This is a genomic window from Nocardioides ungokensis (assembly GCF_013466985.1).
GTDB lineage: Bacteria > Actinomycetota > Actinomycetes > Propionibacteriales > Nocardioidaceae > Nocardioides > Nocardioides ungokensis.
Genome location: NZ_CP059164.1, coordinates 2,081,843 through 2,106,246, shown reverse-complemented (window position 1 = coordinate 2,106,246; position 24,404 = coordinate 2,081,843). Strand labels below are relative to the sequence as shown.

Annotated in this window: 22 protein-coding genes; 17 read left to right on the top strand and 5 right to left on the bottom strand. The window is 73.0% G+C overall.

Features of this window, described 5'->3' with window-relative positions; genetic code table 11:
* The first annotated feature begins 151 nt into the window (after positions 1–151).
* The 17 genes from H0S67_RS10405 (at position 152) to H0S67_RS10330 (ending at position 15,880) form a co-directional block, all read left to right on the top strand.
* A complete protein-coding gene (locus H0S67_RS10405; RefSeq protein ID WP_180936516.1) occupies positions 152–895 on the top strand; it encodes an ABC transporter permease subunit in 744 nt (247 codons plus the stop codon).
* A 110-nt stretch (positions 896–1,005) separates the two neighbouring features.
* Positions 1,006–1,905 (top strand): serine/threonine-protein kinase, encoded by a 900-nt coding sequence (locus H0S67_RS23530; protein WP_219635626.1) that lies wholly within the window; start codon positions 1,006–1,008, stop codon positions 1,903–1,905.
* A complete protein-coding gene (locus H0S67_RS23525) occupies positions 1,902–2,594 on the top strand; it encodes a hypothetical protein (RefSeq protein WP_219635625.1) in 693 nt (230 codons plus the stop codon). Before H0S67_RS23530 ends, H0S67_RS23525 begins: the two co-directional genes overlap by 4 nt.
* Before the next feature lie 147 nt (positions 2,595–2,741).
* Positions 2,742–3,059, top strand: a complete 318-nt coding sequence (locus H0S67_RS23520) for a hypothetical protein (RefSeq protein ID WP_219635624.1) — start codon at positions 2,742–2,744, stop codon at positions 3,057–3,059.
* Positions 3,060–3,525: 466 nt separating this feature from the next.
* Entirely contained in the window at positions 3,526–3,807 is a 282-nt protein-coding gene (locus H0S67_RS10395) for a pyrophosphorylase (RefSeq protein WP_180936515.1), read from the top strand.
* 115 nt (positions 3,808–3,922) lie between these two features.
* A complete protein-coding gene (locus tag H0S67_RS24965) occupies positions 3,923–4,870 on the top strand; it encodes a hypothetical protein (protein ID WP_180936514.1) in 948 nt (315 codons plus the stop codon).
* Positions 4,816–5,337 carry a DUF6531 domain-containing protein gene (locus tag H0S67_RS23515; protein ID WP_246355356.1) on the top strand — a complete coding sequence of 174 codons (522 nt, stop codon included), beginning with the start codon at positions 4,816–4,818 and terminating at the stop codon, positions 5,335–5,337. The genes H0S67_RS24965 and H0S67_RS23515 overlap by 55 nt, the downstream gene beginning before the upstream one ends.
* A 589-nt stretch (positions 5,338–5,926) precedes the next feature.
* Positions 5,927–6,346, top strand: a complete 420-nt coding sequence (locus H0S67_RS10380) for an RHS repeat domain-containing protein (RefSeq protein WP_180936512.1) — start codon at positions 5,927–5,929, stop codon at positions 6,344–6,346.
* Positions 6,347–6,581: 235 nt separating this feature from the next.
* Positions 6,582–8,624, top strand: coding sequence for an RHS repeat protein (locus H0S67_RS10370; protein WP_180936511.1), 2,043 nt, complete (start codon positions 6,582–6,584; stop codon positions 8,622–8,624).
* Entirely contained in the window at positions 8,567–9,298 is a 732-nt protein-coding gene (locus H0S67_RS10365) for a hypothetical protein (RefSeq protein WP_180936510.1), read from the top strand. The genes H0S67_RS10370 and H0S67_RS10365 overlap by 58 nt, the downstream gene beginning before the upstream one ends.
* Positions 9,299–9,375: 77 nt before the next feature.
* Entirely contained in the window at positions 9,376–9,540 is a 165-nt protein-coding gene (locus H0S67_RS10360; RefSeq protein WP_180936509.1) for a hypothetical protein, read from the top strand.
* Positions 9,541–9,959: 419 nt separating this feature from the next.
* Complete coding sequence (locus H0S67_RS24950) at positions 9,960–10,097, top strand: hypothetical protein (RefSeq protein WP_246355276.1); 138 nt, start codon at positions 9,960–9,962, stop codon at positions 10,095–10,097.
* A 329-nt stretch (positions 10,098–10,426) separates the two neighbouring features.
* Positions 10,427–11,614, top strand: a complete 1,188-nt coding sequence (locus H0S67_RS24945) for a DUF6531 domain-containing protein (RefSeq protein ID WP_425489910.1) — start codon at positions 10,427–10,429, stop codon at positions 11,612–11,614.
* Positions 11,533–12,024, top strand: coding sequence for a hypothetical protein (locus tag H0S67_RS28070; RefSeq protein WP_219635621.1), 492 nt, complete (start codon positions 11,533–11,535; stop codon positions 12,022–12,024). The genes H0S67_RS24945 and H0S67_RS28070 overlap by 82 nt, the downstream gene beginning before the upstream one ends.
* A 1,023-nt stretch (positions 12,025–13,047) precedes the next feature.
* Positions 13,048–13,713: an RHS repeat domain-containing protein gene (locus H0S67_RS10340; RefSeq protein ID WP_180936506.1), complete on the top strand. Its 666-nt coding sequence runs from the start codon at positions 13,048–13,050 to the stop codon at positions 13,711–13,713.
* Positions 13,710–15,611, top strand: a complete 1,902-nt coding sequence (locus tag H0S67_RS10335) for an RHS repeat-associated core domain-containing protein (RefSeq protein WP_180936505.1) — start codon at positions 13,710–13,712, stop codon at positions 15,609–15,611. The genes H0S67_RS10340 and H0S67_RS10335 overlap by 4 nt, the downstream gene beginning before the upstream one ends.
* Complete coding sequence (locus tag H0S67_RS10330) at positions 15,611–15,880, top strand: hypothetical protein (protein ID WP_180936504.1); 270 nt, start codon at positions 15,611–15,613, stop codon at positions 15,878–15,880. The genes H0S67_RS10335 and H0S67_RS10330 overlap by 1 nt, the downstream gene beginning before the upstream one ends.
* A gap of 22 nt (positions 15,881–15,902) precedes the next feature.
* Here H0S67_RS10330 and H0S67_RS24940 read toward each other — a convergent pair whose 3' ends face one another.
* The 5 genes from H0S67_RS24940 to H0S67_RS10310 form a co-directional block, all read right to left on the bottom strand.
* The gene (locus tag H0S67_RS24940; protein ID WP_246355460.1) at positions 15,903–16,400 is read right to left on the bottom strand and encodes a hypothetical protein; all 498 of its coding nucleotides are present in this window, start codon (positions 16,398–16,400) and stop codon (positions 15,903–15,905) included.
* The gene (locus H0S67_RS10325; protein ID WP_246355275.1) at positions 16,282–20,175 is read right to left on the bottom strand and encodes a type VII secretion EssC family protein; all 3,894 of its coding nucleotides are present in this window, start codon (positions 20,173–20,175) and stop codon (positions 16,282–16,284) included. Before H0S67_RS10325 ends, H0S67_RS24940 begins: the two co-directional genes overlap by 119 nt.
* Positions 20,176–20,255: 80 nt before the next feature.
* A complete protein-coding gene (locus H0S67_RS10320) occupies positions 20,256–21,551 on the bottom strand; it encodes an ABC transporter substrate-binding protein (protein WP_180936503.1) in 1,296 nt (431 codons plus the stop codon).
* Positions 21,548–23,317: a hypothetical protein gene (locus H0S67_RS10315; protein WP_180936502.1), complete on the bottom strand. Its 1,770-nt coding sequence runs from the start codon at positions 23,315–23,317 to the stop codon at positions 21,548–21,550. The genes H0S67_RS10320 and H0S67_RS10315 overlap by 4 nt, the downstream gene beginning before the upstream one ends.
* The gene (locus tag H0S67_RS10310; RefSeq protein ID WP_180936501.1) at positions 23,314–24,288 is read right to left on the bottom strand and encodes a hypothetical protein; all 975 of its coding nucleotides are present in this window, start codon (positions 24,286–24,288) and stop codon (positions 23,314–23,316) included. Before H0S67_RS10310 ends, H0S67_RS10315 begins: the two co-directional genes overlap by 4 nt.
* Between the last annotated feature and the right edge of the window lie 116 nt (positions 24,289–24,404).

Here is a 24,404-nt window from a genome sequence, read left to right as displayed (position 1 = left end):
GGCCTGGTCTGGGGCCGCGGTCGCGTGGAACACCAGGCCCGTCTCCGCGGCCGAGCTCCACCACGCCCAGCAGCTGGTCGACCAGCAGCGGCAGGACCCCAGCTACGAGCGGGAGCTCCGCAAGTGCGAGGCCAAGCCCGGGCGCTACGGCGTGGGTGGCAGCGGCGACGTGCGCAGCGCCTGCGAGGACATGATGCTGCCGCAGGTCGGCTGGTTCGTCAGCCGCGAGGCTCTCGACCTCGACACGGAGCGGCACGGCTCGGGCGTCGGTGTCGCGATCGTGCTCACCATGCTGATGCTGCTCCTCGGCACGACCTTCGTCGGCCACGACTGGAACAGCGGGTCGATGAGCAACCAGCTGCTCTTCGACCCACGCCGGGTGCGGGTGTGGGCCGCCAAGGGGCTGGTCGTGCTGTTGGCCGGGCTGGTCGTCGCCGGGGCGGTGCTGGCGGCGTACTGGACGGGTCTGTGGGCGCTCGCCGAGCATCGGGACGTCCCCATCCGCGACGGCGTCCTCTCCGACATCTATCGGCAGGCCTGGCGTGCCACCCTGGTCGCGGGCTTCGCCGGGCTGGGCGGCTACGCGATGACCATGCTGTTCCGCAGCACGGTCGCGACGCTCGGCGTCCTGTTCGCGGTCGCGATCGCGGGTCCGCTGCTCATCACCCTGCTCGGCTTCCCGGGCAACGAGCGCCTGATGCCGCAGAACAACTACGCGGCGATCGTGCTCGACGGGTTCAACTACTTCGTCCCTCCCGACACCTGCGCGCCGGACGCCTGCAACGCGGTCCACAAGCACCTCGGCGCGGTCGACGGGGCGACGTACTACGGGTTCCTGCTGCTCCTCGCGGCGATTCCGTCGGTGCTCTCCTTCCGCCGTCGCGACGTGCCGTAGGTCGGGTAGCCTTCGCACGGTCGCCGCGGACCGGGCTCTCGACGAGCCCCCGCGGCGCCCGTGCCAGGGATGTGACAGACCATCCCCACCAACGCCGATCGGGAGTCATCGTGGTGCAGACGGAGGGCTTCGAGGACGCCCTCGGCGCCGGCTACCGCCTCCTGGACCGACGCGGGCGGGGGGCCGCCGGCGAGGTCTGGCGAGCCGTCGACCGGCGTACGGACGAGGTCGTCGCAGCCAAGCTGCTGCGCAGCGAGCACGTCGCCGACCGCGACCTGGTCGGGCGCTTCATCCGTGAGCGCTCGATCCTCACGACGCTGCGCCACCCCAACATCGTCGCCGTCCGGGACCTGGTGGTCGAGGGCGAACGGCTCGCGATCGTCATGGACTTCGTCGACGGTGGCTCGTTGCGCGACGTGCTCCGCGAGGACGGACCGCTACCCCCCGCGCTCGCGGTCGGTGTCGCCGCCGCGGTCCTCGACGGCCTCGCGAACGCGCACGGCCAGGGCGTCCTGCACCGCGACATCAAGCCCGACAACGTCCTGCTGACCGAGCAGTGGCGCCAGCTGCGCCCCGGCGACCTCAGGCTGACCGACTTCGGCATCGCCCGCATCGTGGCCGACGGCGCCGGTACGACGACGGGGCTGCTCGGCACCCCCGAGTACATGTCGCCGGAGCTGCTCACCACCGGTGAGTGCGATCTCTCCACCGACGTCTACGGCGTGGGCATCCTGCTCTACGAGCTCCTCGCCGGACGGACACCGTTCGCCGGGCCGGGCACCGACTACACCGTCGCCCACCGCCACGTCTCCAGCGAGCCGCCCCGGCTTCCGGTGCCCGACGCACTGTGGGCCGTCCTCGAGTCCCTGCTGGCCAAGGACCCGTCCGCCCGTCCGTCCGCGGCCCGGGCCGCCGCGTCCCTGCGGGGCCTGGCCGACCAGCTCGCCGACCTGCCGGCCCTCGCTCCCCAGAACGCCCCGGGCGACTTCGCCTCGGCACGCGGCCCGTGACGATGGTCAAGGGCATGCCGCTGGTCGAACCGACTGCGGACGACGGGCGCGCCGCCGACGGGTCCGACCCGATGCCGGTCGAGGAGATCGACCTCGGCCCGGCGGGGCCCGAGACGACGCTGCGGCCCATGCAGCGGGTCCCCATCACCGAGCGGTCCGCCACGACCGATCGGACCGCGACCCCCGCCGCCGGACCGCGGCCCTGGTGGCGCGACCCCCGGGTCCTCGCCGTCGTCGCCGGTGCCGCGCTGCTGGTGGTCGGTGCGGTGGTGTTCGGCACCCGGGGCAGCGGCAACGACCAGGCACCCACCGGGGACACGCAGGCGGTGGCGGCCACGGTCACCCAACAGGACCCGCCCGCCCCCACCGGTCTCACCATCAGCCGGGCGGCCGACTACGACCCGCAGTCGCAGACCGTCGAGCTGACCATCACGTACGCCGCGCAGAACGCGGCGCTGGCCGGGCCCTTCCTCGAGGTCATCCCGGGCAATGGCGGCACCTGCCCGACCCCGCAGTGGGACGGCGTGGAGCAGGAGCCGAACCTCCCGTCCTCGACCGGCGTGACCACCGCGTGTGCCTGGAGCGTCGACCCCGGCCGGTGCCCGCACAGGGCAACGTCTCGGTCACGGCCCGGGTGCCGCTGTCCCTCGACGGCTCGGACCCGAGCACCGCCCTCCAGTCGTGGCTGAACGAGGCAGCCGACAGGACGAAGTCGGCCGTGCAGGACCCTCAGCTCACAGCACGGCCTACCCCGTGCAGCGCCTGCAGGGCATCGACATCGTGGCCCCGGCCCGCACGGTCACGCCAAGACGCTGCACCTCGGGGTCTTCCACGGTGTGGCCCAGTGGCGAGGACGCCCTCAACCCGCTCTACGCAGCCCGTCCGTCGGCGACGCGTCGAGCCTGCTGACCGCGGTCGCCGGCGGCGAGAAGGGCGTCCGGTTCAGCGACGGATGCGGCTCCCTCAACGTCTCGCAGGACGGGCTGCTCGTGACGGCTCTGACGGTCACTCCCGAGTGCCACGTCGCGGCCCAGATCGGCAACTTCACCAACCTGTCGAGCAACTCGTTCGCGATCGTGACCGCGGCGGCTGAGCCCTCGATCTTCGGCTGGGCTCAGCAGGACTGCGTGAACTTCTGGAAGTCCTTGTGCTGAAGATGTTGCCGCCACCCTTGCTCTCGCGGATCGTGTCGCCCGGGACGGCGTACCACCTGTCGTCGTAGCTGCGTACGTCGCCCCACTCGGGCACTGCTCCGGGCTGAAGACCGCGACCGAGCTGCCCTTGATGACGCAGCCCTCGTAGTCCTTCGGCAGCGTCTGGCCGGCCTGCCACACCGTGTCGCAGGACGGCCACGTCTCCGCCGGTCCGCTGGGCTGAGGTGTGCTGTCGGAGCTGGAGGAGTCGCCGCCCCCGCAACCGGTGACTGAGATGGCCAGGAGCGTGGCTGTGAAGATCACCGAGATTTCATGCGCGCATGGTAGTTCCGCATCCGGCCGACCTGATGACGGCATCGGTCTGGACAGGGTAGTTTCGGCGCGACTGCTCGGGGTAGTCCCTCGGCGGTTGTACGTATCCATCGTTACGGCCGGTCGCTCGACCGGCGATTCGAGGGGGACCTGAATGTCTCGAGTTCTTTCCACCGAGCAGGCGAAGTCGTCGATCCAGCAGATGCAGGCGATCATCAACGGTGGTTTCACCGACCAGATCAGCCAGCTGGACTCCCAGGGCCGCACCCTGTCGGACCCGAATGTGTGGGACGGGCCGTTGGCCGAGAAGTTCCGGGGCTCGACCTGGCCCGAGACCCGGGCCGCGCTGGAGAAGGCCAAGGCCGAGCTGGAGGACCTGCGGGGCCAGCTGAACCAGATCTCGCAGAACATCTTCAGCGCCGGCGGCGGCGCCTGAGCCGGGTGTCTCTTCACTGATCACCCACCCGTGCGGGTGGGTGGTCGGTGTGGTGACGCGCGTGCGCCAGGGCCGGCAGTGGTGAACACAGCGGTGAACACAAGGGGGAAGTCTCGTGGGTGATCTGGGGGCGATCGAGGAGGATGTCCCGTTCGACAACGGGGTGGCCGATCGGTTGATCGCGGTGTGTGACGGTGCGGCCTCGACGGTCTCGGGGCAGTCGGGATCGCGGGCCTCGTGGCAGGCCACCGCCGCGAAGGACTTCAAGGGACACTTCGCGGACCTGTTCCGCGACAACCAGTCCACCGCCCGAGCCGATGCCGCCGAGCTCGCCGCCCGGCTGCGTGAGGTCGCCACCGGGGCGCGCCGGCTCAAGGAGGAGGCCGCCAAGGAGCAGCAGCGCCGCGAGGTCGCCCGCGCCTGGAAGAAGGAGCACGACGACCGCAACCTGCTGGAGAAGGGCTGGGACTCGGTCTTCGGCGAGGACGCACCCCCGGTCGGCCCACCGGCCGAACCGGTGCACATCCCGGTCTCCCCGCCCCAGTCCGGACACCGACAGACCCCCGCCCCCGGCTCGGGTGGGGGTGGCGGCGGGGGCACGTCCTCGGCCCGGCCCGAGGACCTGCGCAGCTTCGCCACCGGCTCCCGCGGCGCCAACGACGTCCTGCGCTCCAAGCCCGGCACGCTGCGCTCGGCCTACCACGACTTCCAGGCCTCCTGCCGCTGGGGCACCCTCGCGGCCGAGGGCGTGTTCACCGGCTTCGACAAGTACCTCGCCGCCAACGACGAGGACGTCCGCTGGGCCGACACCGTGGCCGCGGCTTCGAGAAGGCCGGCGGCTCCGGTGCGGTCTCCACCCTGGCCAACTCCGCGATCCTGGCCGCGCTGCGCGCCGCCGGCGTGGACGCCACCCGCGACGACATCGTCATCGACCCGCCCACCGCCTACGGCAACCCACCCACCACCGGCTACGCCGACGACCCGGTCAACACCGCCACCGGCAACTTCCTGGAGAACGAGTCCGACCTCGCCTTCACCGACGCCACCAGCCACCTCGCCCTGACCCGCACCTACAACTCCTTCAACCCCGACACCGGCGCCTTCGGCCCCGGCTGGTCCTCCATCACCGAGGCCCGCCTCGACCTCACCGACGACGCCGCCCGCCTCACCCACCCCGACGGCCGCGTCACCCTCTTCCCCCGCCTCGGCAACGGCTGGGACCGCGCCACCGGCCAGAACATGTGGCTCGAGCAGACGACCGGCGAGGGGCTCGGTGGGCCGACGGCGTTCTCCGGGTCACGGACAACGACGGCCGGTGGTGGGACCACTCCCCCGCCGGCGACCTGCTCGCCTTCGGCGCCGGAGCGGGCACCACCGTCCGGCTCACTCATCTGGACGGCCGACTCGCTCGACTCGAGCACGAGCGCGGCCGCAGCGTCGACCTCGTCTGGGACGGGGACCGGGTCACCGTTGCTCGTGCCTCGGACGGCCGCGAGGTCACCTATGCCTACGACGACGCCGGACGCCTGACCGGGGCAACCGGCCCGCTGGGCACCCGCAGCTACCACTGGAACGACGCCGGCCTGGTCACCGCCGTCATCGACGCCGACGGCGTGGTCGAGGTCGAGAACACCTACGACCAGCACGCCCGCGTCACCACCCAACGCTCCCCTTCGGCCGCACCACCCGCTACGCCTACCCCCCGGCCGCGTCACCGTCGTCTCGGATCCCGACGGCACCCGCTCCAACACCTGGCTCCACGACCCCCAGGGCCGCCTCATCGGCATCGTCGACGCCCACGAACACCGCCAGTCCACCAGCTACGACACCCACGGCAACCCCGTCCTCATCACCGAACGCGACGGCGCCACCACCATCCACGAGTACGACGCCCGTGGCCGGCTGGTGCGCACAGTCACCCCCACCGGTGCCGACCTCGCGCGCACCTACGACGAGTCGGACCGGCTGCTGAGTGTGGCCACCTCCGAGGGGGCCACGACGACGTACACCTACGAGGGCGCCAGCCGGCACCCGGCGGTCATCGTGGACCCAGAGGGCGGCCGCACCGAGCTGACCTGGACCGACGGCCTGCTCACCCGCGTCGTCGACCCCACCCGGCGTGACCGTGCGGTTCACCCACGACGCCCATGGGGACCTGGTCGCCACCACCGACGCCGAGGGCAACACCGCACGGCTCGAGCGCGACCACACCGGCCGCGTGGTCGCCGCGATCACCCCCTCCGGGCACCGCACCACCTACACCTACGACCCGGTCACCGGCCTGCTCGCCTCCCGCCGCGACCCCGACGGCGCAACCTGGCGCTACGAGCACACCACCGCCGGCCGCCTCGCCGCACCACCGACCCCACCGGCGCCCTCACCGAGATCGAACACGGCACCCACGGCCACGAGACCCGCACCATCGACCCGCTGGGCCGATCCATCACCCGACACCTCGACGACCTCGGCAACCTCGCCACCGTCGAGCTCCCCGACGGCACCACCTGGCGCTTCACCCACGACGCCCTCTCCCGCCTGACCGTCACCACCACGCCCGACGGCGCCACCTGGACCCGCGACTACGACGAGAACGGAGACCTGGTCGCCACGACCGACCCCACCGGGGTGCGCGTCGGCGTGGCTGCGGACCCGATCACCGGCATGGTCACCGTCGACGACGGTGACTCTCCGGTCTCCACCCGCCTCGACCCACTTGGCCGCGTCACGTCTGCGGGACTGGCCGACGGCTCGTCGGTCATGGCGTCCTACGACCGTTGCGGACGGCCGGTCGAGCTGCTCGACGCCGAAGGCAGTCTGACCCGGATCGTCCGCGACGCCGCCGGACGGCCGGTGTCCGTCACCTCCCCACGGGCGCCACCACCACCCGCGAGTACGACGCCTGCGGCCGGCTCGCCGCCGTCACCGACGCCACCGGCACGCGCACCACCAACACCTACGACGCCGACGGCCGGCTGGTCCGCCAGACCCTGCCCACCGGCGAGACCGCCTGGACCGAGTACGACCCCTGCGGCCGAGTCACCGCCCACCACCAGCCCGGCTCGGGCACCGCCCGCTACGCCTACGACCCCGCGGGACGCCTCAAGGAGTCCAGCGACACCTGGTACGGCCGACGCAGCTACCGCTACGACGCCGCCGGCCAGCTCGTCGAGGTCACCAACGGCAACGGCGGCACCACCCGCTACGACTACGACGGCAACGGCCGGATGGTCGCGGTCACCGATCCACTGGGCCACACGACCCGACGGGCGTTCAGCGCGATCGACCGCTGCGTCGCCGAGGTCGATCCGCTCGGTCGCACCACCCGGGCGGGCTACGACGCAGCCGGCCGGCAGACGTGGCAGGAGGACCCTGAGGGCCACCGCACCGAGTGGACGTACGACGCCGCCGGTCGACTCGCGACCATGGCCGTCGACGGCCGCACCGTCTCCTCGATCGAGCGCAACCTGCGAGCCCGCCGCATGCGGGTCGAGGACCAGGTCGCGGACCGACCTGTCACGCACGAGATGGAGTGGAACCGACGCGGCCAGCTGGTCCGCCGCGCCCGCGACGGACAGGTCGTCGCGTGGGAGTACGACGCCGACGGCCGCCGCACCGCCATGACGACACCCGACGGCACCCGCACGACGTACACGTGGGATGCCGCCGGACGCCTGAGCGCGTTGGACCACCCGCTGCTGGGCCGCGCCGCCTTCGAGCGCGACGCCTCCGGCCGCCTGGTCGGCGCCACCGCCGACGGGATCATCCAGACCTGGGAGCACCGCGACGGCTGGGTCGTCGCCCACACCGTGGGCGACAGCGACGGGTTCACCCGCACCACCATCGACCGCGACGACGAGGGCCGCGTGGTCCGCGTCGACCGCGACGGTGCCACCACCGGCTACGCCTACGACGAGGCCCGCCAGCTCATCGAGGCCCACACCGGCAGCTCGACCACTCGGTGGCGCTACGACGCCGCAGGCCGGCTCGTGGCCGAGTCAACGGACACCACCAGCATCGAGCACACCTACGACGAGGCGGGCCAGCTCGTCACCAGCACCGCGACGGACGGTCGCGCGCTGACCTACGGCTACGACCGGCTGGGGCGGCGCACCCGGGTGGACAACGCGGACGGCTCGTCGCGCGAGCTCGAGTGGGGCCCGACCGGCTGGCTGGCGCGTTCACCGAGTCCGACGCCCGCGGCACCCGGCGCACCGCCGTGCACGTGGACGCCCTGGGCGAGCTGGCACACCTCGACGACACCGAGGTGTTCTGGGACTCCGCCGCTGCCTACGGCGCCACCCCCGTGCAGGCCGGCCCAGTGTCGGTGCTGGCGGCCGGCCCGGTCACCGGGATCGGCTCGGCCTGGACCGCCCCGGGCTGGCGCACCGCCCGGTCCGCGGACGGCGCAGCCGCGGACCCGTGGACCGTCGGCGCCGCCACCGACCTCCCCGGCACCCTCGCCATCGGCGCCGCCGGAGAGCTCACCGTCGGCGGCCTGGAATGGCTCGGCGCCCGCGTCTACGACCCCACCACCCGCGGCTTCCTCTCCGTCGACCCCCTCGACCCCGTCCCGGCGCCGGCTGGGCCGGCAACCCCTACTCCTACGCCGGCAACGACCCCCTCCACGCCCTCGACCCACTCGGCCTGCGCCCCGTCACCGACGCCGAGCTCAAGGCCTACGCCGCCGCCCCACCAAGGCGCACTCCACGCCGCCGGCGACTGGCTCCACGACAACTGGGAGTACGTCGCCGGCGGCGCCATGGTCATCGCCGGCGGCGTCCTCATCGCCACCGGCGTCGGCGGACCCGCCGGCATGATGCTCGTCTCCGCAGGCGCCGACACCATCATCCAGAAGGCCACCACCGGCCACGTCAACTGGGGCGAGGTCGCGGTGAGCGGCGCCCTGGGTGCCGTGGGCGGCGCCGCGGGCATGTGGGCGAGCAGGGCCAGCACGGCCGGGACGGCTGCCCTGCGCACCACGATGCTCGTCAACGCCGGCGTCGGCGCGAGCGGCCAGCGAGGCGACGTACCTGATCAAGAACCACGACCACCTGTCGGTGCAGGGCGCCTGGGTGCTGCGGCCGGCGGCGGTGTCGGTGGGGCGATCGGCGGGGCGGCCGGGCCCATGGGCGGCACCATCGCCAGGCAGCTCGGCCAGAAGGCCACCGGCCTCCTGGCGACCAGCGTCACCGGGGGCATCAACTTCGCCGGCGGCTTCGGCGGATCCGTCGTGGCGAGCACCGTCGCGGGTCAGCCGGTGAGCCTCTCCGGTGCTGCGTTGTCCGGCACCGTCAATGCGGGCGGTGGCTACGTCGGCGGCCACTTCTTCCCCGGGCGTGGTCAGACGACCCTGAGCCAGATGTCGTACTTCGGGACGCGCACCGGCGGCGGTGTCATGAACCTCGGCGCCGTGAACACCCAGGCGCTGTACGGCTCGGCGTTCACGGGTGCCGCCATCGGCGGCACCGCGGACCTGACTGTGATGCCCTAGGGTCGCGTGGTGACGACTCCTCACGAGAAGGCGACGCGCAACCGTCCCGCCGAACGCGTCGCCGCCCCGAACCCGTCATGGACGTGCTGCTTTCTGCCGCCGCCATCGGCCTCGGTCTGGTGCTGCCGCTGGTCAGGGGCAGCAGCCCGCTGGCGGTGGTGGGAACCTTCGTGGTCGGTGCGGCACTGCCCGTGCTCGGGTACCTGCTGCCGCCGCGGCCACGCTGGATCCTGCTACTGTAGCGGCCTTCGCCGGCATCGTCGTGCTGTCGGCCTTCGCGTCGGACACCTACCTGTTGTACGCGTGGTTCATGTCGTTGCTGCTCGGCGCCATCGTGCTCCTGCGACTGCTCTACCGGAGCCAGCAGCGGCCCGCCCGCTGACTTCGGACGCGTCAGTGCCGGATCGGGCAGGCCTGCGGTAGTTTGCGGGGTGGCTGCTCGGGTAGTCCCCTGATCGGTTGACCCATTTTTCATCCGTGCACAGTCCCGGCCCTCCGGGGCCGATGAGGGGGATTCAGATGTCTCGAGTTCTTTCCACCGAGCAGGCGAAGTCGTCGATCCAGCAGATGCAGGCGATCATCAACGGTGGTTTCACCGACCAGATCAGCCAGCTGGACTCCCAGGGCCGCACCCTGTCGGACCCGAATGTGGGACGGGCCGTTGGCCGAGAAGTTCCGGGGCTCGACCTGGCCCGAGACCCGGGCCGCGCTGGAGAAGGCCAAGGCCGAGCTGGAGGACCTGCGGGGCCAGCTGAACCAGATCTCGCAGAACATCTTCAGCGCCGGCGGCGGCGCCTGAGCCGGGTGTCTCTTCACTGATCACCCACCCGTGCGGGTGGGTGGTCGGTGTGGTGACGCGCGTGCACCAGGGCCGGCAGCGGTGAACACAGCCGTGAACACAGCGGTGAACACAAGGGGGAAGTCTCGTGGGTGATCTGGGGGCGATCGAGGAGGATGTCCCGTTCGACAACGGGGTGGCCGATCGGTTGATCGCGGTGTGTGACGGTGCGGCCTCGACGGTCTCGGGGCAGTCGGGATCGCGGGCCTCGTGGCAGGCCACCGCCGCGAAGGACTTCAGGGGACACTTCGCGGACCTGTTCCGCGACAACCAGTCCACCGCCCGGGCCGATGCCGCCGAGCTCTCCGCCCGGCTGCGTGAGGTCGCCACCGGCGCGCGCCGGCTCAAGGAGGAGGCCGCCAAGGAGCAGCAGCGCCCGAGGTCGCCCGCGCCTGGAAGAAGGAGCACGACGACCGCAACCTGCTGGAGAAGGGCTGGGGACTCGGTCTTCGGCGAGGACGCACCCCCGGTCGGCCCACCGGCCGAACCGGTGCACATCCCGGTCTCCCCGCCCCAGTCCGGACACCGGCAGACCCCCGCCCCCGGCACCGGTGGGGGTGGCGGCGGGGGCACGTCCTCGGCCCGGCCCGAGGACCTGCGCAGCTTCGCCACCGGCTCCCGCGGCGCCAACGACGTCCTGCGCTCCAAGCCCGGCACGCTGCGCTCGGCCTACCACGACTTCCAGGCCTCCTGCCGCTGGGGCACCCTCGCGGCCGAGGGCGTGTTCACCGGCTTCGACAAGTACCTCGCCGCCAACGACGAGGACGTCCGCTGGGCCGACACCGTGGCCGCGGCGTTCGAGAAGGCCGGCGGCTCCGGTGCGGTCTCCACCCTGGCCAACTCCGCGATCCTGGCCGCGCTGCGCGCCGCCGGCGTGGACGCCACCCGCGACGACATCGTCATCGACCCGCCCACCGCCTACGGCAACCCACCCACCACCGGCTACGCCGACGACCCGGTCAACACGCCACCGGCAACTTCCTGGAGAACGAGTCCGACCTCGCCTTCACCGACGCCACCAGCCACCTCGCCTGACCCGCACCTACAACTCCTTCAACCCCGACACCGGCGCCTTCGGCCCCGGCTGGTCCTCCATCACCGAGGCCCGCCTCGACCTCACCGACGACGCCGCCCGCCTCACCCACCCCGACGGCCGCGTCACCCTCTTCCCCCGCCTCGGCAACGGCTGGGACCGCGCCACCGGCCAGAACAGCTGGCTGAGCCGCACGGACGACGGCTACCGCGTCACCTCCAACGACGGCCGCCGGTGGGACTACGCCCACGACGGCAGCCTCACCGGGCAGTGCACCTCCCCCGGTGCCACGCTCCAGTTCGTCCGCGACGAGGGACGCCTGATCCGGGTGGAGCACGAGCGAGGCCGCTCGATCGACCTGGAGTGGCACGACGACCGGGTGGTGGCCGCGGTCGCTCGGACGGTCGCCGCATCTCCTACTCCTACGACGACGCCGGACGCCTGACCGGGGCCACCGGCCCGCTGGGCACCCGCAGCTACCACTGGAACGACGCCGGCCCGGTCACCGCCGTCATCGACGCCGACGGCGTGGTCGAGGTCGAGAACACCTACGACCAGCACGCCCGCGTCACCACCCAACGCTCCCCCTTCGGCCGCACCACCCGCTACGCCTACCTCCCCGGCCGCGTCACCGTCGTCTCCGACACCGACGGCACCCGCTCCAACACCTGGCTCCACGACCCCCAGGGCCGCCTCATCGGCATCGTCGACGCCCACGAACACCGCCAGTCCACCAGCTACGACACCCACGGCAACCCCGTCCTCATCACCGAACGCGACGGCGCCACCACCATCCACAAGTACGACGCCGTGGCAGGCGCACCCACACCGTCACCCCGACGGGGGCGGACCTGACCTTCGGCTACGACGACGCCGACCGGCTGACCACGGTCGTCGCCGAGGCCGGCGCGGTCACCGAGTACGCCTATCCGGAGGGCGACACCGCGGCCGGCACCCGGCGGTCATCGTGGACCCAGAGGGCGGCCGCACCGAGCTGACCTGGACCGACGGCCTGCTCACCCGCGTCGTCGACCCCACCGGCGTGACCGTCCGGTTCACCCACGACGCCCACGGCGACCTGGTCGCAACCACCGACGCCGAGGGCAACACCGCACGGCTCGAGCGCGACCACACCGGCCGCGTGGTCGCCGCGATCACCCCCTCCGGGCACCGCACCACCTACACCTACGACCCGGTCACCGGCCTGCTCGCCTCCCGCCGCGACCCCGACGGCGCAACCTGGCGCTACGAGCACACCACCGCCGGCCGCCTCGCCGCCACCACCGACCCCCACCGGCGCCCGCACCGAGATCGAACACGGCACCCACGGCCACGAGACCCGCACCATCGACCCGCTGGGCCGATCCATCACCCGCCACCTCGACGACCTCGGCAACCTCGCCACCGTCGAGCTCCCCGACGGCACCACCTGGCGCTTCACCCACGACGCCCCTCCCGCCTGACCGCCACCACCACCCCGACGGCGCCACCTGGACGCAGGACCACGACGAGAACGGCCACGTCGTCGCGACCACCGACCCGACCGGGCTGCGCCGTACCCTCGCCGCCGACCGGTCGCTCGGACGGCCCGGGCCGAGGACGGGCTGTCGAGCGCGGCCACCCGCTTCGACCGCCTCGGTCGCCTGATCGCCTCCGAGCAGGCCGACGGTGCGGAGTCGCTGATCACCTACGACCGCTGCGGCCGCCCGGTCGAGCACGTCGACGCCACGGGGGCCCTGACGACCGTGCGTCGCGACGCCGCCGGTCGTGTCGTCGAGGTGATCCGCCCCTCGGGCGCGACCGTCCGCCACGAGTACGACGCCTGCGGCCGGCTCGCCGCCGTCGTCGACGCCACCGGTGCTCGCACCACCAACACCTATGACGCGACGGCCGGCTGGTCCGCCAGACCCTGCCCACCGGCGAGACCGCCTGGACCGAGTACGACCCCTGCGGCCGGGTCACCGCCCACCACCAGCCCGGCTCGGGCACCGCCCGCTACGCCTACGACCCCGCGGGACGCCTCAAGGAGTCCAGCGACACCTGGTACGGCCGACGCAGTTCCGCTACGACGCCGCCGGCCAGCTCGTCGAGGTCACCAACGCCAACGGCGGCACCACCCGCTACGACTACGACGACAACGGCCGGGTCACCACCATCACCGACCCGCTCGGCGGCGCCACCGGCGCGAGTACGACGCCCGGAACCACGTGGTCGCCGAGACCGACCCCTCGGCCGGACGACCCGCGCCGGCTACGACCGGCCGGGCGCCAGACCTCGCAGACCGATGCGACCGGTCGCACCACGACGTGGGCCTTCGACACCTCCGGCCGTGTCGAGTCGGTCAGCGTCGACGGCGCCGTCGTCTCCTCGATCGAGCGAAACATCCGGGCGCGTCGGGTGATCATCTCCGACCACACCCGGACGGGAAGCCCCGCCCGCGAGCACGTCCTGGAGTGGAACCCCCGTGGGCAGCTGGTCCGCCGAGCCCGGACGGCCGAGCCGTCTCGTGGGAGTACGACGCCGACGGCCGCCGCACCGCCATGACCACCCCCGACGGCACCCGCACGACGTACACGTGGGATGCCGCCGGACGCCTGAGCGCGTTGGACCACCCGCTGCTGGGCCGCGCCGCCTTCGAGCGCGACGCGTCCGGCCGCCTGGTCGGCGCCACCGCCGACGGCGTCATCCAGACCTGGGAGCACCGCGAGGGCTGGGTCGTCGCCCACACCGTGGGCGACAGCGACGGGTTCACCCGCACCACCATCGACCGCGACGACGTCGGCCGGGTGCTGCGTGTCGACCGCGACGGCGTCACCACGTCCTACGCCTACGACGAGGCCTGCCAGCTCATCGAGGCCCGCAGCGGCGGTGCGGCCGTCCGATGGCGCTACGACACCGCCGGCCGCCTGGTCAGCGAGTCCTCGGACGCCACCACAACCGAGCACACCTACGACGCCGCCGGGCAGCTGGTGTCGAGCACCGGCGCTGGCGGACAGACCCTGGCCTACACCTACGACCCCCTCGGCCGGCGCACCCGCGTCGACGGCGACGACGGAACGTCTCGCGAGCTGGAGTGGAGCCCCACCGGCTGGCTCGGGTCGGTCACCGACCGTGACGCCCGCGGCACCCGACGTACGGCCCTGCACGTGGACGCCCTCGCCGAGCTCGAGGACGTCGACGGCACCGAGGTGTTTTGGGACACCGCCGCTGCCTACGGCGCCACCCCCGTCCAGGCCGGCGACGTCTCCGTCCTGGCCGCCGGCCCCGTCACCGGGATCGGCTCCTCGTGGACCGCCCCGGGCTGGCGCACCGCCCGGTCCACCGACGGCGCAGCCGCGGACCCGTGGACCGTCGGCGCCGCCACCGACCTCCCCGGCACCCTCGCCATCGGCGCCGCCGGAGAGCTCACCGTCGGCGGCCTGGAATGGCTCGGCGCCCGCGTCTACGACCCCACCACCCGCGGCTTCCTCTCCGTCGACCCCCTCGACCCCGTCCCCGGCGCCGGCTGGGCCGGCAACCCCTACTCCTACGCCGGCAACGACCCCCTCCACGCCCTCGACCCACTCGGCCTGCGCCCCGTCACCGACGCCGAGCTCAAGGCCTACGCCGCCGCCCACCAAGGCGCACTCCACGCCGCCGGCGACTGGCTCCACGACAACTGGGAGTACGTCGCCGGCGGCGCCATGGTCATCGCCGGCGGCGTCCTCATCGCCACCGGCGTCGGCGGACCCGCCGGCATGATGCTCGTCAGCGCCGGCGCCGACACCATCATCCAGAAAGCCACCACCGGCCACGTCGACTGGGTCCAGGTCGGCATCAGCGGCGCCCTGGGCGGCTTCGGCGGGGCCGGCATCGCCGCTCGGGCAGGCCTGACGGGCACCCGCGCGGCGGTGGTGGCCGGGATGTCCTCGGGTGGCATCAGCGGAGGCATCCAGGGCGGCTATTCCTACGCGAGCGGGCCCGGCCCCCACACAGCCGGCGGCCTCCTGCAGGCCACGGCCATCGGCGCAGGAACAGGAACGGTGTTCGGTGCGGGCGGCGGCGCAGCGGGCCACGCGATCGGCGGACGCGTCATGGGGACGCTGACCACGAACCCCTCGTCGGACACCATGGTCATGGGACGGATCATGGGATCGCGGGTCATCCCCTACGCGGAAGCACACGGCGGTGGTTACTACAACGGGACCCCGACGTTCCTCCACGACGGGTTGGAGCGCGTGCCCGGGTTGCAGCAGAAGGTCGATGTCTGGGTCAACAAGAAGTGGATCAACTACCAGATGATGGAGGGCAAGAACCTCTTCGACGTCGGAGGGCCGGGCTCTCTGCCGCCCAGCGACTTCTACAACATGGAGCTCAACCAGGTGGCGAGCTACCCGCACTACTCACAGGCCGGTCCCGACATCCAGAGCTCCTTCGACCTGAGTGGAGGCGTGCCCCACTGATGACAAGTGCCGGAGACCTCGGCTGGCCCAGGATCCGCGTGCGGCGGCTGCCGGACAGCGGCCTGCTCGGCTGGCGTCACAACTACGAGGTCGAGTTCACCGAAGTGGGCGCGAGCTCGCCCACGTGGACGAAGACGACCCGCACGCCCCGCCCGCTGATCGAGCCGTACCTCGGCTGGGACGAGGCGCCGACGGTCATCCAGGCTGCCGACCGGGCATGGGACGGTGGCGTCGGGCCATGGGCGACCTTGTTCCCGGGCGACGCCTGAAGGGCTGCGCGACCGGGGCCGCTCAGCCCACCGGCGTCTTCGGACCGGCGGCCTGCAGGAACTCCATGTTGCCGCCGGCGACGACGTACCCACGCCCGACCGTCAGCGCCACCGGTGCGCGGCGCGGCAGGGTGACCCCGAGCAGCTCGCCGTCGTAGTCGATGTTGGGCTGGAGCAGCACCCCGCTGCGTGACTTGCGGACCGTCCTGGTCCAGTGGCTGTAGAGCCCACGCAGGTCGTCGGAGCGGCCGGACGCGATCACCTTCAGGTCGGTGGTCCGGGACGCCAGCAGACCGGTGAAGGCCTGGTCGGAGTCCTCGAACTGCTCCGCGTCGTCGACCAGCAGCACCAGCCGACCGCGGTGCACGCGGGCGGAGGCCAGCAGGGCAGCCAGCCCGTCGTCACCGATGACGCAGCGGTCGAGTCCCGCCTCGCCGAGCGGTGAGCGGCGGCCACCGACGCCCCAGACGGCCAGGTCCACGCCGTCGGCGGCGGCCCCCGCGCGCAGGGTCTCGGCCATGGCGATCAGCAGCGTGGACCTGCCCGAGCGGGCCGGGGCCGGCCACCAGCACGTGCTCCCCGTCGTAGGTCTCGAGCACGGCAGGCGCCAGGTCGGACTCGCGAATGCCGACCGGGATCCGCCACGGCTCCCCCGCCACCTGGGCGTCGACGCCCAGCTCGGCCACCGTCACGGACTCCGGCAGCTGGCCGACCACGGTCGCCTTCGGCTGCAACGGTCCCCAACGGTCCGCCACCTGCGAGACCGCCTCGGTGAGCGAGGTCGACGGTGTCGCGACGTGCGCCTGCAGCCGGGTCTCGGCCAGCACGCAGCGCCCGGCGACCGCCGCCGGCGCGAACTTGGCCGGCACCCCGGCGGCCGCGTAGTCGTAGGCGTCGGCCAACCGGAAGAGCCACTTCTGCGTGGTCACCTCGTCGATCGCCGACGGCACCGCCTTCGCGCGCGTGGTCGTCGCCGCGCACCACAGCCCCACCTCGGGCCCGTCGGACCAGGCCCGGTAGAGGCCCTCGAGGAGCTTGATGCCCTCGAAGTCGTCGTACTCGTCCTTGAGCGTCGCCAGGCCGTCGATGAGGACCACGGTCTCCCGGTGCGGGCCGGGGTCGGCCCGGCGCCGGTCGAGCTCGGCGCGCAGGTACTTCAGCAGCCGAACCTGCTGTTCGCGGGAGGCCGAGCCGGAGCCGACGTACGCCGCGGTGTGCGGCAGCCCGGTCAGCGGTGCGAGGTCGCGGGACCCGAGGTCGAGGACCAGCAGGTCGAGGTCCTCGGGGGGGTGCTCCGCCGCCAGGGTCAGGGCGAGGCTGGCCAAGGTGGTGCTGGTGCCGCTCCCGGGGATGCCCATCAGCAGCAGGTTGCCTCGCTCGAGGTCCCAGCCGGCGGGGATCTGCCGCTGCCGGTCGGGGTCGTCCGCGAGTGCGACCTGGATCGTCGAGCCGGCGACCCGGCCGACCGATGGCTGCTCGTTGCTTGATGCTTCGGACGTCGCGGCCAGCGCCACCCGCTCGCCGAGCGGCTCGGGCCAGACGGGCCTCGGCGGGGCGTAGCCCGCGTCGTCGTTGGCCGCCACGATCGCGTCGATGAGGAGGTCGAGGTCGGCAGGGGCGTCATCGTCGACGACGGCCGCGCGCCGCTGGGCGTCCTGCCCGAAGACGACCGGGTGGAGGTCGACGAGCAGCGACGACTGGGCTTCCGAGCGCCCGGTCACCAGCGCGGTCTGCACCGGGGTGATGTCGTCCTGGCCGAGCTTCACGAACGCGCGGCCCATCTGGGTGCGCCCGATGGCCGCGGCCGCGGGCACGCCGACGACGTTGACCGAGTCGTCGCGGCTCTGCACGCGCAGCGCGACCCGGAGGTTGGTGTTGGCGAGGATGTCCTCGTTGACGACTCCGGCCGGCCGTTGGGTCGCCAGGATCATGTGCACGCCGAGGGTCCGTCCGACCGCAGCGACGCTGACCAGCGACGACAGGACGTCGGGGTACTCCTTCGCCAGCATCGCGAACTCGTCGACCACGAGCAGCAGGCGCGGCATCGGCACCTCGGGATTGGTCGCCAGGTAGGCGTCGAGGTTGTCGATCCCCTCGCCCGCCGCGGCGAAGACCCGCTGGCGGTAGTCCATCTCGGCCTCGAGCGCCCGCAGGGCGCGGTCGGCGAGCTGCTCGTCGAGGTTGCTGACCGTGCCGATCGTGTGCGGCAGCCGCTCGCAGGTCGCGAACGCCGCCCCGCCCTTGAAGTCGATGAGGATGAAGGTCAGCCGCGTGGGGTCGTTGCGGGCCGCGAGGCCGGCGACCAGGGACCGCAGGAACTCGCTCTTGCCGGAGCCGGTGGTGCCGCCGACGAGGCCGTGCGGCCCGTCCCGCACGAGGTCGAGCGCGAAGGCCCCGTGCTCCCCCACGCCCACGGGCGTGGAGATGCCGGTGGCCGAGGACCAGCTCTTGCGGATCGCCTCGGGCGTCATCTCGTCGATGCCCAGGAGCCCGGGCAGGCGGACCAGGCCCGGCAGCGCCGCCCCGGGGACGATCAGCTCCGGGTCGTCGAAGCGGGCCAGGTCGGTGGCGCAGCGACGCGCCGTGTCGACGTCGAGCCCGGCCAGCACGACGTCGTCGACGGTCGTGAGGTCGTCGGGGCGGGTCACGGTGCCCTCGGCGTCGTTGCGGACCCGCACGATCACCGTGCACGCTGCCGGCAGCTGCTCCTCGTTGGCGGCGATCACGATGCCGGAGACCCGGGTCACCGGCTTGGAGAGCGACGACTCGCCCAGCGGGCGGCCGTGGCCGAGCAGGCTGCGCGCCGGGGCGTCGCGACCCTCGGTGAGCACGTCGGAGTCCAGGACCAGCAGCACCGCCGGCGTCGGGTGCCCGTCGATGCCGTCGCGAAGGCCGCGCAGCAGTCCCTCGCTGCGGGCCCGGGTGGCCGACACCCACTGGCCGTTGGAGCCGTCGCCGAGGCGCCGGACGTGCGGCAGCCACGTCGTCCACGACCAGGCCTCGTCGCGGCCGGGGTCGCAGAAGACGCCCACGGTCAGGTCGGCCGGGCCGCAGTGGACGGCGGCCTGGCAGACGAGGCTCCTGGCCACCGCCAGGGCGCCCTCACGCTCGCCGACGATGCCGACGACGCCGGCGCCGGTGAGGTCGACCTCGACCGGCGCGGAGGGCATGTGCGCGGACGCGATGATCTCCTTGACGGCGCCGTCGAGCCGGGCGCCGGACTGGCTCTCCACCGGCGGGGTCCACGGCACGTCGCCGACGCCGGCGTGCAGCGCCAGGAAGTCGGCTGCGCCGGGGCGTCGCTGCCACAGCCGGGTCGTCGGCAGCGCGGCACGGCGCAGCGCGGTCGCCGGGTCCGGTACGTCGTCGCGCCGACGGGCCCGCTCGGCGGCCGCCGCCTCCCCGAGGTCGTCGCGCAGGGTGTCCTGGGCGTTGGCGAAGCGCACGTCCTCCTCGGCCATGTCCTGCTTGCGGCGGCGCTTCTGCTCCCACCACGTGCCGACGCCGAGGACCGGGCTCAGGGCGGCGAGCAGGGCGTACTGGGCGCTGTGCATCACCACGACCATGACCGCGGCCAGCACGAGCGGACCGACGATCGTCGCGAGGCTGAAGCGGGAGGGCGGCGGCGGGTCCTTGCGCACGGGCGGCTGGATGGACTCCGGCCCCGGCGGTCGCCCGGGGCGCGGCGGCCGGTTGAAGGGCGCGGTGCCGGCGGGGGTCAGGTTGTGCAGCGAGCCGGGTGCGGGTGCGGGCGTCTCGGCGAGGTCGCGGCGCAGCGTGATCGACGTACCGCCCGCGAGGACGACCGCCTCGTCGGTGACGAGGACGCCCTCTTCAGGGACCTCCACGCCGTCGACGAGGGTGCCGTTGGTGGACCCGGCGTCCTTGACCCGGACACCCTCCTCCTCCCGCTCGACCGTCACGTGGCTCCACGAGGCGCTCGGGGAGTCGAGGGTCAGGTCGGCCTGCGGCGAGCGGCCCACCGCGAGCGGGCGGGACGCGGGCACCGCAACGGTGCGCCCGGCGTGGAGGCCGCCGGAGACGGTGGCCGACCAGCCGCGCACCGGCTCGGGACGGACCAGGCTCTCCCGACCCACCCGTGACCCCTCGAGCAGGGTGACCGCCCGTAGCTGCTCACCGGCCTCGTGCCGGCGCTGGTCGACCCACAGGGTCTCGTCGTCCGCGAGCGTGACGCCGACCGCGGCCGTGACGAGGTCACCCAGCGTCGCGACCTCGGCGAACTGCGCGACCTCGACCTCGCACGGGTTGTCGTCCACGTCGATGACGAGCCGCACGGCCGTCTCCTTCTCTCGTCGCTTCGATACGGTCCGGCGAGACCCGACCAGACGGGCACGCTACCCGTCGCGTGGGCCGCTCAGCTGCTGGGCGCCGTGAACCAGAACAGCTGCGGAGCCGGTGGCCCCGGCGTCGCGGCGACCGGGCGCAGCCCGGGGCTCTGCGTCGAGGCCTGCAGGACGGCCACCTCGTCGTCGGCGAGCGCGTCGGGCGAGCTGAAGTCCAGGCTCGGGCCGGCCAGTCCGTCGGCATGGGTCACCTGGAGCCCCGCGAGGGCGTCGGCCACGTCCGCCGGATCCACGCTGCCGGCCTTCGCCGCGGCGGCGACCAGGGCGACGACCGCGTCGTGGCTCCTGGTGTCGGCGTCGTCGCTCACGGTGGCGAACGGCTGCCCGTCGAAGAAGTCGGTGACCTTGCTGTCCCCCGCGGTCGCGCGCAGCGCCGCGAAGTACGCCGACAGCGCCTGGCCGTCGTCACCGGAGCCCATGGCCGCGACGTCGCCCGCGTCCGGACCGACGGTGGTGAGGCTGCCGGAGAGCGTCCCGTCCAGCCCCGCGAGGGTGGTGGCGAAGGCCGGGCTCAGGGCGTCGGGGGTGAGGAAGACCGGGAGGGTGACGTTCGCACCCTGCAGGGCCTGCACCACCGTCGCCTGGAGCTGCGCCGGACCCGAGACGAGCACCGAGTCGGGCCCCTTGCCCGCGCCGGCCTGCTTCGCGATCGCGTCGGCCAGCTTCGTCGGGTCGTCACCGGCGTGGAACCGGTAGGAGGCGGACGGTGACATGCCGTCCGGCTTGCCCCCGCCGGCGTCGACCAGGGCCGGTCGGCTCACGCCGCGGTCCGAGAGCGCCGAGGTGAGCGCGGAGGCGACCTGCGCACGGTCCGGGCCGGTGACCCAGGCGTGGTCGGGCAGGCCGGCCGCGTCGGTCTCGTAGGGCAGCAGCACGGGGATGCCGGCCTTCGAGGCGGCGTCCACCGCCGCCCGGACGTGGTCGCCCTCGCTGGCGACGACGATGCCCGAGACCCCGTCGGAGGCGAGCCGCTGGACCGCGGCCGCAGCCCCCTTCGAGGTGCCCTTGTCGTCCATCGGACGCAGGGTCACGGAGACGTCGCCCAGGCCGAAGCGGTACGCCGCGACCCGGGCACCCTCGGCGGCCTTGCTCCAGTCCGAGCCCTCGCCGGGGGCAGAGGTCAGGCTGACCAGGACGCCGACCTTCACCTCGTCGGGTGCCTGCACCGCGTCGAGCGCCACGGGGGCGGGTCGGGCGGGCGCACCCTGCGCCTCCTCGGAGGCCGAGGACGAGCAGGCCGTCAGGCCCGCGGCCAGGGCCAGGGTGGCCAGTCCGGCGACGGGCAGACGGACGCCGGGGCGGGTCACGAGGCGCCTCCGATGTGGAAGGTGTAGACGGTCCGGTGCGCGGTGCCGCTGGGCAGGTCCATCCCGAAGGCGGGGAGCTCGGCCTCCATCTTCAGCGCCGCGTCGCTCTGCGCCTGGCGCAGGAGGATGCCGCCGATGTCGGCGCTGCGGACGTTGGCGTAGGACGTCGTCTTGTCCGTGGCCAGCGCCAGCTGGTAATCGGCCGACCGGGCGGTGGCCGCCCCGGTGGTCATCGCACCGAGCAGGCCGGAGCCGTGGACCTTGCGGCTGCCGAGGTCGAGCAGCACCCGGTTGAGGTCCTGGGTCAGCAGCGCGCCGGCGGCCTCCATGTCGCGCGTCGAGGACGACACGCCCTGCGAGATCGAGGCGAGGCCGTCCTGGACCTGCGCCGTGATCTGGGCGCCCGCCGCCTGCTGCTCGCGGGCGAAGCTCGCCTTCTGCTCGTTCAGCGTCTTCGCACCGTTCGACGCGATCGACCCTGCGGACGAGGCCAGCCCCGAGGCCGACTTGTCGAACATCCGGCCGAGCGCCTCACGGCTGTCCTCGGAGTTCTTGGTGACCTGGCGGATCTGCGGGTCGACCGTGCCGGCGACCTGGGTCGTGGCGTCGTCCGCGGCGGCCTTCAGCGCGTCCTTCACGCCCGCGATGGCAGCCGCCTGCTGCTCCTTGACGTTGGCGATGCGCTCCTTGACGGCCGCGCGTGCCTTCTGCAGGTCCTTCACGGCACCGTCGAGGGTGCCGACGGACGTGCGAGTGTCGCGCGAGTCGTCGTCGACGCCGACGCGGAGCAGGTCGATCTGGTCCTGAACGCCCGTGACCGATGAGGTGAGCGAGGCGGTCGCCTGGTCGTCGCTGGCTGCCGCGACAGCGGCCCACGCCTGGCCCTGCTCGTCGATCAGGGCCGACATGGGGGTGGTCGCGCCGCCGATGGGGTGGGTGTTGCCGTTCGCGTCGGGGCACGACGTCGGAACCAGGTAGGAGCGCAGCTCGTCGACCTTCTGCGGGGAGAGGGTGTCCGGCTGGGAGCCGTCGCCGACCATGTTGCACAGCTGGGCCGCCAGCGCGACGTTCTGGCTGGTCATGGTGCCGACGCGACCCTGCGCGGCCACCGCGTTGTCGTGGATCCCGCCCAGGACGGTGCCGAGGTTCCCGGAGGTCGCCTTGACGCTGTCCAGCGCGCTCTGCAGGTCGTGGAGCTTCAGGTGGATGCGGTTGTACGGCGTCGCGGACACCAGGCTCTGCGTCGCGGTCGTGACGGTGTCGACCTCGGCCGAGAGCGCGTCGCTGGCCGCGACGGCGTCGTCGATCTTCATCGGGTCGAGCGCGGAGAGGGCAGCATCGCCGTCGGTCACCAGCTTGGTGGCGATGTCACTGAAGCTCGTGCGCGCCCCCAGGAGTGCACAGGTCACCGACTCGCTGTCGACGCAGCTCTTCGCGGTGGGGTTCTCGGGGCCCACGCTCTTCAGGATCGAGGCCTGGAGGGCGGTCTTGCAGGCGCCCGTGGCCTTGGCGTAGCCGTCGAGCTGGCCGGCGACCTGGATCAGGTTGCCGTAGACGCTCGAGGCGTTCTGCGGCGGAGCCACGGTGGTGTCGCAGCCCTCGCCCCTGACCGTGGCCGGCTGCGGCTTGACCGAGGTGTCGCCCAGCATCTGGTCGAGCGCGTCCACCGTCTGGAGGAGCTGCTGCACGGCCGCGGACCGGGTCGACTCCAGTGAGGTGGACAGGTCCTGGCCCAGCGACTTGACCGAGCCGTCGAGGCCCTTCATCGACGCCGCCACCCCGGTGGCGCTGGCCTGCAGGTCAGACGCGGCTTGGTGCCGAGGGTGTCGGCCGAGGAGTCGAGGGTGGTGCGGACCTTCGAGATGGTCTCGCCGGCGCGGGCGAGCACGGTGTTGACCTCGCCGACGAGGCCGATCGTGCGAGCCTGCAGCTTCAGCTCCGAGGAGCTGCCGGGCTGGAAGGCGGCGTCGACGAGCGCGCCGACGGACGGGTCGGTGACGAGACCGGGCTGGACGCTGAGGTCGAAGGCCGGGGCCTTGAAGTCCTTGGCATCGAGCACCAGCTTCAGCGTCGCGCTCGGGCCGATCTGCGGCGGCGCGAGGATGGTGGCCCACTGGACCTGGGTGGTGCCGTCGAGGCTCTGGCTGAGCACGCCGTTGGTCGCCGCGTCGTGGTTCGCCGAGTCGGGGGTCACGACCGACGACGCGTCGATGCCGTCGAGGGCCGTCGAGGCGACCACGGTCAGCGGGGCGCCGACGAGGGCCGCCTGGGAGCGCGAGCTCCCGTCGACGTCGTAGCTCAGGTTCTGCGGCTGGATGGTGAGGTTCTGCACCGTCAGGTCGATCTCGACGCGCCCGGTGTAGCCGGAGAGGTCCGAGAGGTCGGTGCCCGTGCCGTCCTCGGTGCGGTACGCCGTGAGGACACGCACCGGCAGGTCAGAGACGGCGTCCTGCGGGGAGTAGGACTTGCTGCTCGACGTGGCGTCGTCGGAGCCCCCGTTGGTCGAGACCGTCGTCCCCTTGACCGCGGTGAAGGTCCCGTCCGGGGCCATGTCGACCTGGACCGACTGGAGGACGCGCTGCCCTGCCGTCGTGTCAGCCGTGGCGATCCCGGTCCCGGCCGTTGCCAGCCCTGGGGCCGCCGCAGCCGTGACGAGCGCACCGACTGCGGTCATCGCGGTGGCGGCCAGTGCTCGCCGGTGGGCGTGCAGCAGCGTCCATGGTGCCGACCTGATCATGTGAGTCCCCCTTGTGAGCATGGGGGTGACCCGATCTCGACCCCCATCGCAGCGCACATACTAGAAGGGGCCCGTCGATAGCACCACCCGTGGCCCGTGTCCCTTCTTTCGGGGAA

Excerpts from the sequence above, each read along its gene's own strand:
- H0S67_RS10395 (WP_180936515.1), top strand. The coding sequence starts at position 3,526 with ATGTCTCGAGTTCTTTCCACCGAGCAGGCGAAGTCGTCGATCCAGCAG.
- H0S67_RS10365 (WP_180936510.1), top strand. The coding sequence starts at position 8,567 with ATGGTCATCGCCGGCGGCGTCCTCATCGCCACCGGCGTCGGCGGACCC.
- H0S67_RS10360 (WP_180936509.1), top strand. The coding sequence starts at position 9,376 with ATGGACGTGCTGCTTTCTGCCGCCGCCATCGGCCTCGGTCTGGTGCTG.
- H0S67_RS24945 (WP_425489910.1), top strand. The coding sequence starts at position 10,427 with ATGCCGCCGAGCTCTCCGCCCGGCTGCGTGAGGTCGCCACCGGCGCGC.
- H0S67_RS10340 (WP_180936506.1), top strand. The coding sequence starts at position 13,048 with ATGACGCGACGGCCGGCTGGTCCGCCAGACCCTGCCCACCGGCGAGAC.
- H0S67_RS10335 (WP_180936505.1), top strand. The coding sequence starts at position 13,710 with ATGACCACCCCCGACGGCACCCGCACGACGTACACGTGGGATGCCGCC.
- H0S67_RS10330 (WP_180936504.1), top strand. The coding sequence starts at position 15,611 with ATGACAAGTGCCGGAGACCTCGGCTGGCCCAGGATCCGCGTGCGGCGG.
- H0S67_RS24940 (WP_246355460.1), bottom strand. The coding sequence starts at position 16,400 with ATGGCCGAGACCCTGCGCGCGGGGGCCGCCGCCGACGGCGTGGACCTG.
- H0S67_RS10315 (WP_180936502.1), bottom strand. The coding sequence starts at position 23,317 with ATGAAGGGCCTCGACGGCTCGGTCAAGTCGCTGGGCCAGGACCTGTCC.
- H0S67_RS10310 (WP_180936501.1), bottom strand. The coding sequence starts at position 24,288 with ATGATCAGGTCGGCACCATGGACGCTGCTGCACGCCCACCGGCGAGCA.